At 45.9% G+C, this 13,238-nt stretch carries 6 protein-coding genes and 1 pseudogene; 3 read left to right on the forward strand and 4 right to left on the reverse strand.

Translation table 11 applies throughout. From position 1 onward, the window contains the following. Positions 1-15: 15 nt before the first annotated feature. The 4 genes and pseudogenes from UNH61_RS19165 to UNH61_RS19180 form a co-directional block, all read right to left on the reverse strand. A complete protein-coding gene (locus tag UNH61_RS19165) occupies positions 16-3,444 on the reverse strand; it encodes a TonB-dependent receptor (RefSeq protein WP_326993599.1) in 3,429 nt (1,142 codons plus the stop codon). 527 nt (positions 3,445-3,971) lie between these two features. Continuing rightward, a complete protein-coding gene (locus UNH61_RS19170) occupies positions 3,972-5,132 on the reverse strand; it encodes a FecR family protein (protein ID WP_326993601.1) in 1,161 nt (386 codons plus the stop codon). A gap of 54 nt (positions 5,133-5,186) precedes the next feature. Continuing rightward, positions 5,187-5,819 carry an RNA polymerase sigma-70 factor gene (locus UNH61_RS19175; RefSeq protein ID WP_326993602.1) on the reverse strand — a complete coding sequence of 211 codons (633 nt, stop codon included), beginning with the start codon at positions 5,817-5,819 and terminating at the stop codon, positions 5,187-5,189. Positions 5,820-6,182: 363 nt separating this feature from the next. Beyond that, positions 6,183-8,131, reverse strand: a pseudogene (locus tag UNH61_RS19180) (oleate hydratase). Positions 8,132-8,312: 181 nt separating this feature from the next. Here UNH61_RS19180 and UNH61_RS19185 point away from each other — a divergent pair. The 3 genes from UNH61_RS19185 (at position 8,313) to UNH61_RS19195 (ending at position 13,234) form a co-directional block, all read left to right on the forward strand. Next, positions 8,313-8,867 carry a sigma-70 family RNA polymerase sigma factor gene (locus tag UNH61_RS19185; protein ID WP_326993603.1) on the forward strand — a complete coding sequence of 185 codons (555 nt, stop codon included), beginning with the start codon at positions 8,313-8,315 and terminating at the stop codon, positions 8,865-8,867. Positions 8,868-8,938: 71 nt separating this feature from the next. After that, complete coding sequence (locus tag UNH61_RS19190) at positions 8,939-9,988, forward strand: FecR family protein (protein ID WP_326993604.1); 1,050 nt, start codon at positions 8,939-8,941, stop codon at positions 9,986-9,988. 87 nt (positions 9,989-10,075) lie between these two features. Further along, positions 10,076-13,234: a TonB-dependent receptor gene (locus UNH61_RS19195; RefSeq protein ID WP_326993605.1), complete on the forward strand. Its 3,159-nt coding sequence runs from the start codon at positions 10,076-10,078 to the stop codon at positions 13,232-13,234. The last annotated feature ends 4 nt before the right edge of the window (positions 13,235-13,238 follow it).

Raw genomic sequence — 13,238 nt, forward strand, 5'->3', positions numbered from 1 at the left:
AGATAATTTTTTGGATTATAAACCAACCTGTATACCAGCAGAAAAGGCTTTATTAACGGGATAAGAACGGTATCCTGCAATCAGATCCGGATCAAATCCTCTGAACAGGGAGGTGACTTTGAAGAGGTTTTCAGCAGTCAGGTATAATCTTAGCTTCTTCAATTTTATTCTTTCCAGTGTTGCGGCATCGAATGTATAACCCAGAGTTAGTTGTTTGAGTCTTGCATAGGCTACATTCTGAATGTACTTTGTCTGGGTCACCTGATTACCAGCTCCTGCAAAACGGGGTCTTGCAAAATAGGCATTGGGATTGTCGGGTGTCCAGTAATCCATCGCGTATTTATAAGGAAGATTATGTTCGCTGCCAGCGAATGCATTGAAAACAATGGAGCCGGTCGGATCAAAATCCTGCTTTAGCAGTCCCTGCACGAAAGCCGCAAAATCAAAGCCTTTGTATCCCAGGTTAAGATTAACACCGAATTTGTACCGGGGCTGGCTATTGCCAATTACTGTCAGGTCGCCGTGATTGGTAAGGGTACGCTGACCATCATTGATCTTTCCATCGCCGTTAAGGTCTTTATACTTAATATCGCCGGCCAGCCATTTATACGCGGCAAGCCTGCTGTTGTCGACTGCCTGCGCTGCAGCATCTGTCTGATAAAATCCGTCGGTTGTATACCCCCAGATCTCTCCCATCTTTCTTCCGGCGTTGAAGTCATCAATACTGGAGGTGGGATTTTGATTATATGACGTGATAGTGGTGCTGGCGTCAGACAATCCGACGGTAATAGCATAATCCAGCTTGCTGCCAGGCAACCTGTCTTTCCAGGTAACATTAAATTCCCAGCCGTTTGTACGCAGTGAAGCAGTGTTGGCAGACGGCGGGGTGGTTCCCAGCAGTGCCGGTAACTGTTGACCAGCGGTGATCAGGCCATTTACATTGGTAATGTAGTAATCAAATGTTCCGCTAAGCCTGTTTTTAAAGAAGGAATAATCAAGTCCCAGGTTGGAAGTCGACACTTTTTCCCAGGTAAGGTAATTGCTTACCAACGGAGGGGCAGAGAAAGTGAGCGCAGTTTGATTGTCGAACAAATACTGGGTAGTTCCTTTTTTCAGTAAAGGATAAAAAGGATACAGGGCACTTGTTGAAAAGTCACTCGAGTTGGGTGCTTTCTGATTAGGCAGGTTACCATAGGAAACCCGTATTTTCAGCTGATCAATCCACCGGGCACCCTGCATAAACGCTTCCCTTGCGATCTCCCATCCGGCTGATACGGAGGGAGAAAATATGTAACGATGCTCCTGAAGGAACCTGGAAGTGCCATCATACCTGCCGTCGGCTTCCAGTAGATATTTATTTTTGAAGGCATAATTAACGCGGAAAAAAGTACCAATTAGTGCGTATTCTGATTCCACACTGCCGATGGTAGGTTTAGGATCATTATTCAGGCCGATTGCAGGAATAGAAGGGACGATGATGTTATTGGCGGAAGGAGTTGTTCGTCTGAAATGCTTATATTCCTGATTGTAACCGACCATTGCTTTTAAATAATGTTTACGGGCAAAAGTATTTTCATAAGTAGCATAACTGTTAAATGAATAATAGTTGTATTTATTCCATGTTTCGGATACGTTGGGTATTCTTGTCCACGGGAAGACATCCAGGAACACGCCGTTCACGCCATATTCATTAAACGGGATAAGATTAGATTTATCATATTCATTGAAGCCGTTCCAGGTAAAGTCTGTAACAACAGATACATGTTTTACCGGCGTGATAGTTGCTCTTGCTGTGGTCCAGAAATCATTGAGATAATCTTTATCACGTCCTGAAAGCTGCATAATGGCTACTGGGTTCGAGTAGTTTCCCTGACCCGAAAAGTTCCCGTCGGGGTTATATACCGGCATGATAGGTCGCAGATCGCTGGGGATCCAGGAGCCACCCTGCCCGGCAAGCGTATTTGATGGTTTGTCGTTGACTGTGCTTGTCAGCGACATATTCAGATCCAGTGAAAGCCAATCATTAACCTTTGAAGTTAGTTTAATGGTAGGTGTGAATCGCTGATAAATCTGGTTGGCCACCTTTTCAAGACCCATTTGTTTGAAATATCCTACGCTGGCTAAATAAGAAAGTTTCTCCGTTCCTCCCGACACTGATACATTGTGCTGTTGCATCGGCGCCCAGCCTGGATACAGTACTTTTATCCAGTCGGTATTACCAACATAGCGATACAGGTTGGGGTTCCCCGGGTCGGGATAGGCAGAGGGATTGTGTGCAGGATCATTAAAATAGGCCATGAGCATAACAGAATCCTTAGGAGTGAATGGATTCTTGGAGGTTTTCCCTCCGGTTGCATTACCGGCTCTCTGGGCAGAATTAAAGATGGTCAGGTAGTCCTTTGAATTGACGTACTGTGGCAGGGTAGCCGCTTTTGCAGTGGTATAGGAACCTGAATAATCGATCCGGGCCGCGCCATTTTTTCCTTTTTTTGTAGTGATCAGGATTACTCCATACGCTGCCCGTCCGCCATAAATGGTGGCGGAAGCAGCGTCTTTCAGTACGGTCACGTCGGCCACATCATTAGGATCTATCAGGTTGGGGTTACGTTCTACCCCATCTACTAACACGAGGGGGCTACCGCTTCCGGCTCCATTCAGGGTCGACAAGCCCCTGATATTAAAGGTAGCTCCGGTACCGGGCTGCCCGTTATTAAGGTTCACATTCAGGTTAGGTATCAGTCCCTGTAAACCATCTCCCAGGTTAACCAAAGGCCTGTCTGCAATTTTATCACTCCCAACAGAAGCAACAGCACCTGTAAGATGTATTTTTTTCTGGGTACCATAACCAACATTTATGACCACTTCATCCAGGAGCGCCCCCTGTGTTTTCAGTACTATTCTCAGGTTGGCGCCGGTCGAAAACTCAATTTCCTGAGTAGCAAATCCAATAGAAGATACTACCAGTGTGCCGGAAGGTTTGGCCGATTCAATCGAAAAGCTGCCATCGTCTTTCGTAGCTACGCCGATGCCTGTTCCCTTGAGTATTACACTTGCTCCGGAAACGGGATTCCCCGCCGAATCCACTACTTTACCGGTAACTTTTGCTGATGGCTGATTCAACGGGTATAAAAGCGCACCGCCGGAAGCTTCATTCTTATCTTTAATCAAAACAGTTTTGTCCTTAATAAGATAAGTAAGTGGCTGCTCCTTAAAGCATGTCTCCAGGGCCTCCACGAGTGTTGCATTCTTTATATTTATCGTAATGGGCTTAGATTTCTCTATTGTTCCATCAACATAAAAAAAAACATAACCACTTTGTTTCCTGATGGCATACAATACTTTTTCCAGGGGAGCGCTCCTTGCGGAATAGGTAATTGATTGAGAACTTACCTTGGCACTTCCCTCCAGGCAGGCAATCACAACGAAGAAAAAAAGAAATTTCATTGAAAGCAGAATTTGCCGGTTAGCTTTACGCAAAGCAATTTTTTGCATACTTTTCTTTGTTTGGCTGAAGAAATAATAGTCTCGCGGACTGTTTTTATCTGAATCCGATAATCACCGTATGGCAGTCTCCAGTTGCCTCCGGCTTTCTCTTTATTTCTGATACGGAAGCCCTTCAGGGTTCCACATCGGATAAGATCTGAACTCCTGTGCGCTGATTTTAAGCGCAGGATGAACTAAGATGATGACAAGTAATGCCATCGTCTGTTTAAGTTTATTCATTTATTTAGATGTTCTTGTTCTTTAAAATAACTGAACCGGTTGTGGCATCTTCAGCCGCGGCGGGCTGCTGCCAAAGGGATAAAATAAAACCATCGGGAAACAGGATTTCCCGTATAGCAAGCATAAATGCTATTTTTTTCTATCTTTGTGCCGTTTGACTAAAGACGATATAGTCTCGCGGACTGTTTCCAACTTTAATCAAATATTCGCCGGATAGCAATCTCCAGTTGCCTTCCGGTTTTCTTTTTTTACTGGCTGATGGTCAGTTTATTCCCATCCAGTAAATATTTTATTCCTGCATTGGAAAGCAGTTCCAGGACCTCTGAAAGTTTCAGGCTCCGCTGTATTTGCCCCTCGAACTGTTTATGGGGAATTTCGCCGGCATAGTGTACATCCACATCATACCACCTGGCTATTTGTCGCATAACAGTTTGTATGTCGGCATGCTCAAAATCAAAATATCCCGATACCCATGCGATACTTGCATCGGCATTGACAGTTTTCACTTTGCCCGCGGTATACTGTTCACTTGGTTTGAGCACTACTTTACGATTTATTTCAATACTGCCTTCCACAAGGGTGATCCGGCTTGCCGGCTCGTTGCGATAAGCATTAATATTGAATTTCGTACCGATGTCACGGATTTCATCCGTACCTGTTTTGACAATAAATGGTTTGGCATCATCGTGTACAACTTCTATATACACCTCTCCCGTAACATCCACTATGCGCTCCTTTTCACTGAATACAGCCGGGAACCGGATAGAAGAACCTGCATTCAGCCATACTTTAGTACCATCGCTCAATTGCAATTGCTGTTGCCTGCCGGCAGGAGTGCTTACTGTTGCATATGTTTCGGAGATCTCCGCTCCGTTTACTGTTACTACTCCCGATGCTTTAACCAGGCCCCCTGTGATAGTTCCGTCGCCCAGCGTGTCGAGCAGGAATGATTTTCCATTTGAAAGGGTCAGTAAAGCCCCACTTTTCCCGGGCATGGCATCCCTGATTACCCTACTTTCCGTCAACATAGCAGGAGCATCTTTGCTTCGCTTAACCGGGAAGAAGTACCACCCGGCGGAAATCATCATGAAAATAAGCATCGCTGCCGCTGCGTAGCGCAGTCCTTTACGGTTCCATAAAGCGAGCGCCTGCATGTCTATCACCCGGCCCTTTAAAGCGGCCGGCTGATCGCCTAATTTGAATATTGCTTCCAGCACCTGCCGGGAGGCATTTTCAGGCATCCTGCCGGGCAAATGTTCCGGCAAATGAACTTCATCGCTTATTTGTTTCAGGATAACGTCATCATCCCCTAATTGAGCTATATGCTGCAACAACGCCTCCCTTTCTTCGGCGGTTGCAGTTTTTTGAATATACTTTTCAAACAATAATCTCAAATATTCATTGTCCATCGTTTATAAAGACTTCAACAATCAGGGGGTGTTATTAGTCTGAAGGAATATTTTTTAAAAAAATTGTCTTGACAGGTATAAACTGAGAAGTAATATAATTGCTGAATCCTGTTTTTGATTCAACAGGAATGCCCTCACTATCCTCAGGGCGATAGTTAAATGTACGCTAACGGTGGCCGGCGAAAGGCCAAGCGCTTCCGCTACCATTCCCCGGTCCATTCCTTTCAGTCTTGACAACTCGAAAACTTTACGTTGCTGAGGACTGAGCAGTAATAAAGCTTTTTGTAATAACGACTGGATTTCGCTTACCTGCAACTGAGATTCAGCATCTGTTACCGTTGAGGGCATAAAATGGATCAAATCATCTTTCCTTTTACCTTCTTTGGCAATTCTCTTTAATACACTAAGGGATAAATTCCGCGAAACCGTATAAAGCCAGGCTTCTAAATTTTCGACTTCTCCCAGTTTACTGCGATTCTTCCATACTCTCAGGAATACATCCTGAACAATTTCTTCCGCATCAGGCTCACTTTCGGTGTATGCGAAGGCTATGGCATAAACCCTGTCTTTATGTCGAAGAAATAATGCTTCAAAAGCGCGTTGGCTTCCGGTCATTATTTCACTAATCAAGTCCTGCTCGTCACCCGGATATACCGTTTGAATGAGTATATTTCTTTTTTCAGACATAAAGGAATAAATCATCAGATATTAAAACGACCGTCAACCTATCTTCATCGTTCATTTTTATAGCCAATCTCATCCAATTTCAACACTTATATCCGGCTATAGTATAGATACCCCAATAAAAAACCGTACATAACTACTGGAATTCAGTTACAGGAAATGCCTCTTCTACATGAACCGATAAATTTAAAGCAATACTGATTTTGGGGCTGGTATCATTTTAATAAATACTAATGCTTTTTTTGCTTTGTGCCGCAGCAGTGACCGTATATTGGGGTTCACATTTTTTCAGGTATCGTTACCACGGTAATGTGGAATGGTCGCCTGATGGCCCTAAATAAGAACCTTGCGACCATTCCAAAATGCTTAACTCCTAAAACTTCCAACCCATTCTTTGAACCTTCCGAACTGCTCCGCCAGGAAAGATTCTTTCTCTTCCTCTTGTGCGTGTGTATCAGCATATTCCGGCAGAATGTGCTCGAAATAGGTGCCTTTCAATATTCTCCGCAACAGCCCCTCTCCTATAAACGGCTGATTGTCGTTCAGTGTTTTGGTGGCTTTCAACAAGTGGCGGATATCATATTGCAACGGGTTAATATCCGGCACCTGCTTGTTCAGGTTCAGCAGTGTATACACCGCAACACGTGCCGTGCGCACAGAGCTTTCCATCGTGAACACCACATCGTTATTCGTTTCTACAAACTGCCCGATCAAAGCAAGATTGCTGCATCCTTCAGGCACTACTTTCGGACGGTCTCCTTTAGCCCGGGGCATAAACATCGACGTAATGTAGGGCATGTAAGCAGTACGTACAATGGTATTTGCCACTACGTTATCGATCTGATCTGCAATCCCCAGGTGGTAACACAATTCAGTAAGGATCTCATTGCCGGTACAAGCCGGCATCGTCTTCTTAATGCAGTTCCCTTCCTTATCCATAAACAGCGCGTACACCCATAATACAAGAATGTCGTCCGGCTGTGTCGGGAAATGCGGCTGGCGATTACAGGTAAAACTCATCAGCCAGTTGGAATCGGTGATGGTAATAATGCCGCCCGTAACGGTTTTGCCGGAATACGGATCGTTGACGGCATAGGTTTTCAGTTTTTCTACCAGCGCAGAAGGCCTGCAGGTGAGGGTTACCGACTCCCAGGATGACTTTTCAATGCTGGAACAGAATTTTTCCGGTTTACCGAACACTACAGATTTTGCCGCCAGGTTCTTCCACAATTTCCATCCCGCACTCTGGCCGCTGGTGCTGTTGTCTACTACCGATACAGGCGCGGTGGTGTTATTACCGTAAGAGGTATCTTCGGTCATTGAACCCGTAGTAACGATCACATAGTCGTTCTCCGTAACCGGAATCACTACTTCTTTCCCCTCCTGTTCAGTAATGATCCCTTTCACCACTTTACCTTCCGCATTGATGCGCATATCCAGATCTTTTACAAAAGCATTGAACTGGATCTTTACCCCTTTTTCCTTCAACCACCGTCCCAACGGGGTAACAAAGGAATCATACTGATTATATTTCGGAAAAATGAGTGACGACAAATCATGCAGGCCATCGATGGCGTGCAGGAAGCGGTGCATATACACTTAAACTCCAGCAAACTGTGCCAGTTTTCGAAAGCGAACATGGTGCGCCAGAATGTCCAGAAGTTACTTTCCAGGAAGCTTTTACCGAAATACGCTTCAATGGTGATATCATCCAGTTCTTCCTTCTTCTTCAGCAGCAGTTTTATCAATGTCAGCTGATCTTTTTTATTCAATCCAAATTTGCTGAAGTCTTTCACTTTTCCCTGCTCATGGATCAGTCTTGCAATGGAATAGTTAGAATCGTTATCGTTTACAAGGCGATACTCGTCCAGCACACTATAGGGAGCCGGCATTTCCAGGGCTGGTATATCCTGGAAAATATCCCAAAGATTCTCATAGGTGCAATCCATTTCGCGTCCTCCGCGGATAATGTATCCGTCCTGGGGGTTGCCCGCACCGTCGAGCGAACCGCCATCGATGTGCAATTGCTCAATGAAGGTGATGTTTTCCGGTGTGAAATGTCCGTCACGGATAAAGTAATAAGCAGCAGATAGCCCTGCAATGCCACTGCCCACGATATACACCCTGCTATCTTTATACGACCTGGTCGGGATACCTTTATTGCGTTGATAGTTCCCTATCTGATCAGAAAAAGGCATTGACTTCTCCGGTGTATTTCTCGGCGTTTCTTTACTGGCATCCGGTTGATGGTCAACTTTTCCGTAGATGTCAGAAGCCTGGATAAGGTTTTCGAATTTTGAGGTGATGTTATTCATTCCCGTCACATTTTTGATTAACAATACAAAGTCAGAATTATACCTAAGGTCGCCAATATCTTCAAATTCGCCAATTTTGTATGGAAATAACGAGGGATGTTTTCTATATTCCCCTTCCCTGCCCCTTCTCTAGGAATTTCCACATTTATTTATTTAAATTGCTGTGGTAAACTGCCACGTTTTGAATACGATAGCTGCTCTAAAACAAGGTAACCTTTTAGTGTTTAATGAAGTCTATTATTCCTGGCACAAAAGGATCTATTATTTTATTCTCCAAAAAACCAGGTCATCCTTCATTGCGGAAGAGGTGACGCAGCTCACATTCATCAAATGCTGGAACTACCGGGAAAATCTCGCGGACGACCTTAATATAGAGTTACAGCTGTTCCGCATTGCCCGCACCACGCTGATCGACTTTCTCCGCAAAGAAACCGTTTATAAGGAAAAGGTGATCCATGTCATCGACAAGTACACCCTGCCGGTAGATGACCTCTGGGGGAAGCTGGCGGAAAAGGAACTACAGGTGAAGCTGGCGAATGCCTTGAAAGAAATGCCACCGATGCGCCGTAAGGTATTCGAAATGAGCCGCTTTAAAGGCATGAGCTACCAGCAGATCGCACAGGAACTTTCCCTGTCGTCCAGAACTGTGGAAACACATATTTTCCAGGCCATCAAACAAATAAAACATTATCTCGGGCTTATACTCTCTCTCCTGGCCTATTTTGGCCGGTTTTGAAATATTTTTGAATTCGACTACGTAGTTCGCGCAGCACAAACGTATTACTTATCTATCAGCCATAATATTATATGATAAATGATGAATTACTGAAACGGTTCTTCAACAATCAATGCACACCGGAAGAGGCCCGCAGCGTAGCCAACTACCTGCAGGAGCATCCTGATATGCTGGAGAAATACCTGCCGGAGGCCGAATTCCTGCAATTACAGGAAGAAGGCCACTTCCCGGAGACCGTTTCCCAACAATGGCTAAAAAATATTCATCAACAAACCGTATCGGCCAATAACCGGAAGAAATGGACTAAACGACTGGCCATCGCCGCGGTCGCCACCGGCGTACTGATTGGCGGAACGATGTTCCTGCGCCAGCGCAATCATCAAAAAATAGCTGCTGTGAATCCGGGAACAACAATTACCATTCCTTCCGAACAACAGCAACTGACCACCAACACCAGCCAAAAAACCATGGCAATCGTACTGCCAGATGGTTCTGTAGTACAGCTGCTGCCGGCAGCCACGATCGTATATAACAAACAATTCAGGGAAAACAGGAGCATTTACCTGACAGGAGAAGCCGATTTTACTGTTGCCGCCGATAAAGCACATCCCTTCGTAGTGTACAGCGACGAACTATATACCACCGCACTGGGTACCTTTTTTCATGTGAAAGCCATCCCCGGGGAAGATATGATCAGCGTAAGACTGAACAGCGGGAAAGTAATGGTGCAGGGATCCGTCAATAAAAAGAAAGTCATCAGCGATATAATACTTACGCCCGGCAAAGAGCTCAACTACTACCGCAAAACAGGCAAAGCTGTTGTGTTTGACTTCAATACCAGGGGTGCCGACGTACTGGTAAAAGCCGGCAATAACGGCGCCGGGTATACGAAGCCGGACTGGTATAAATTTAATAATCAACCAATGTCGCAGGTATTGGATCAGTTGAGTAATTATTATGGAATAGCCATCTATTATTATCCTTCAGATGTTATAGAGATTTATTTCGATGGTAAATTTGAAAAAACAGACTCGCTGGAGAAAATCCTGACTGATTTAACGCTTCCCAATAATCTGAAGCTGATCCGGAATGATAGCGGATTTATAATTAAGAGGAAATAATTCATCATTATAGTTCTATACCAAAAACGGGCGCTTTGAGCTCCCCGGGGCTTGCTATGCCCTGCACATTAAAAACACGTTCCAGTTATGAAGATGTTCTATCGACCAAAATGGCGCCTGTTCCTGTTACTTGTCATGTTGATATCAGGCGTTTCAATGAGCACCCAGGCCCAGCACCGCATGCAGGTGACCGGCACCGTGCATACCGATCTGGGAGACCTTCTCCCCAATGCCTCTGTGGTGGCGCTCAATGAAAAAACAAAGTATACCGCCGGCGTGGTTACTGACAGCAATGGCGTATTCCGTTTCTCCGGATTACCGCCGGAAGGAAAATACTCCTTCAGCGTTTCTTATGTAGGTTTTGAAACCCAGCGACTAACCAACGTATCACTGAAATCGGGCGCCACGCTGACGTTTTCTGTACGTCTCGTCAAAACCGTATCTGCGCTGAACGACATTGTGGTGATCGGTTACGGTACCGCCAGAAAGAAAAATGTGGTGGGCGCCTTCAACGTTGTAACGGTGAAAGAAGCCGGTGCGGTAAATGCCACCACCCCGGCGCAGCTGCTCATTGGTAAAGCCGCCGGCGTACAGGTGTTGCAAAACAACGGCACTGCCGACGCAAATGCCCAGATCATCATCAGGGGTACCGGCAGCTTCACCGATATCAATCCCCTGTATGTTATAGATGGCATCCAGGGCTCTAAAAGTCTTTTCAATACGCTCAGTCCCCAGGATATAGAAAGCATCACCATTCTGAAAGATGCAGCTTCCACCGCTATCTATGGCTCCGCAGCAGCCAATGGCGTGGTGATCATCACTACCAAAAAAGGAAAGACCGGCCCTCCCCGCGTCAGCTTTACCTCTCAGTGGGGCGTCGCCAAAGCGTGGAAACAACTGCACCTGCTCAATACAGCGCAATATGTGGATGCACTGAAGGATCTTGCCGCTACCAAGAATACCGTGCTACCCGCAAAATTCAACTCCCCCGGGGTTTTACAAGACAGCACCAACTGGCAGGATGCCGTCTTCCGTAACGCCCTGGTATCAGAAAATGATCTGAATATCAGCGGCGGTGGCGAAAAGGTAAACTATAGTGTATCTGCTACTTATATCGATCAGCAGTCGATCTTAAATAATGCTACCAACAAACGCTTCCAGGCACGCGTAGGCCTCGAAGAAAACCTGGGCCGGTTCCGGTTTACGCAAAACGTTATTGTCAGGCAATATGTGGGCAAAGGCTACAATGCCAATATCATCAATGCTATACAATACGCTCCCTATAAACCGATCCTGGATCCTTCTATCTCAGGCGGATATTCTATCCTCTCCAACATCAATGACTTCAGCAATGCTGATAATCCAATGCAGGAAATTGCGATGAAAAGCCAGACTACCAAATCACTGGCTTTCTTCCCGCAGCTATCAGGAGAAGTGCGTATCATCGATGGATTAAAATTCCGTTCGCAATTCGCAGCGGAAGTAAACTCCAACCGGAGTAACAGCTATCAGCAACAGTACCAGTCGTCCAATTTCCTGAACCAGGCGCGCCAGTCGACGCTGAGTTTTACGGAAAGCTCCTACTATATGCTGGAAAACTACCTGTCGTACGACAAACTACTCGGTAAACACCAGTTCTCGCTGATCGCCGGGCAGAGTTATATTGATCCGGGCATCACCAACGGTTCTACCATCAAGGGTACCGGGCAACCTAACGATAATCTCATCAACGTGGTGGCAGCGTCTTCCCAGGCGGTCACCAATACTTATTCCAACTATGCACGCCCTTCTGTGATCTCCTACTACGGCCGGTTAAATTATACATATAATGATAAGTATATATTCACCTCCAGCTATCGCAGGGATGGCGCCTCTAACTTTGGTCCTAATTACCGGTACGGCAATTTCGCGGCCGCAGGTTTATCCTGGCGCTTTTCAGAAGAGCCATTTATAAAAAATGTGCTCCCGGTTTTATCAGAGGGAAAGCTGAGTGCCAACTGGGGACAAACCGGTAATAATAATATTCCCAACTTCCTGAATACCGCAAAAACATACCAGGGTACTCCCGGTGGCGCGCTGGTATACTCTCTCGGCAGTACCAAAACATTTGTATCCGGTACCACGCTGACTACCCTGAGCAACCCGGATTTAAGATGGGAACAAACCAATCAGACCGATATAGGCATCGACCTGGCGTTCTTAAAGAACCGCCTCACCATCGAAGCCGATTGGTACGATCGTAAAAGTACAGGCTTGCTGGTAACCACTTTACTACCTGCCAGCATCGGCGTAAGCCCTACCGGCACGCAGCCCAAGAAAACTGTTAACGCAGCCAATGCGCGGAACAGAGGTTTTGAGTTAGCCATCGGGTATAAAGATAAGATCAACGACAACCTCAGCTTCAATGTGAGCGTCAACGGATCTGTAAACCACAACGAAGTGTTGTCGTTAGGTGATCAGTTTTCCGCACCTATTCAGGCAGGCGCCTTTATGCCGGTACCTGCCACTACTTACACCGCTGCAGGTAGCGCCATCGGCTCCTTCTACGGCTACCGCGTGGATCATGTGGCCAAAGATGCAGCTGAGATAGATGCCCTCAACCAGGCAGCCGCTAAAAAAACAGGCAACCCGAATGCAAAATACCAGGATGGTTTATTACCAGGCGATTTTATTTATAAAGATATTGACGGCGATGGTATGGTAACCGCAAAGGACCAGCAAATATTAGGCAGTGCCATCCCAAAATATGTGTACGGCATCAACGCCGGTATTACCTACAAAAACTTCGACCTGAACCTGGTATTGTCTGGTGTTGCCGGAAATAAATTGCTGAATGGCCTGAAATTAAATACCGACTTCATGTCTACCGGGCATAACGCCGGCACCGACATTCTCGACAGGTGGCGTAAACCCGGCGATGTAGCCGCTTTACCGCGGATAGGTCAGAACGTAACTGGTAATGGTAATCTCCGCCCATCCGACTGGTGGCTGGAAGATGGCAGCTACCTGCGTTTGCGGAATATTACCATTGGATACAACGCCCCCGTAGCAATGTTAAACACCATCACCAGGAACACCCTTAAATCGCTCCGCATTTACGTTGCCGCACAGAACTTACTTACCATCACGAAGTACACCGGGTACGATCCGGAAGTGGCAGGCGACTATTTGTTTGCACGTGGTATTGATCTGGGGCAGGTGCCGCAGCCAAGAACGTTCCTGGCAGGTATTCAATTAGGGTTTTAATTTT

This window comes from Chitinophaga sp. 180180018-3, from assembly GCF_037893185.1.
Classification (GTDB): Bacteria; Bacteroidota; Bacteroidia; order Chitinophagales; family Chitinophagaceae; genus Chitinophaga.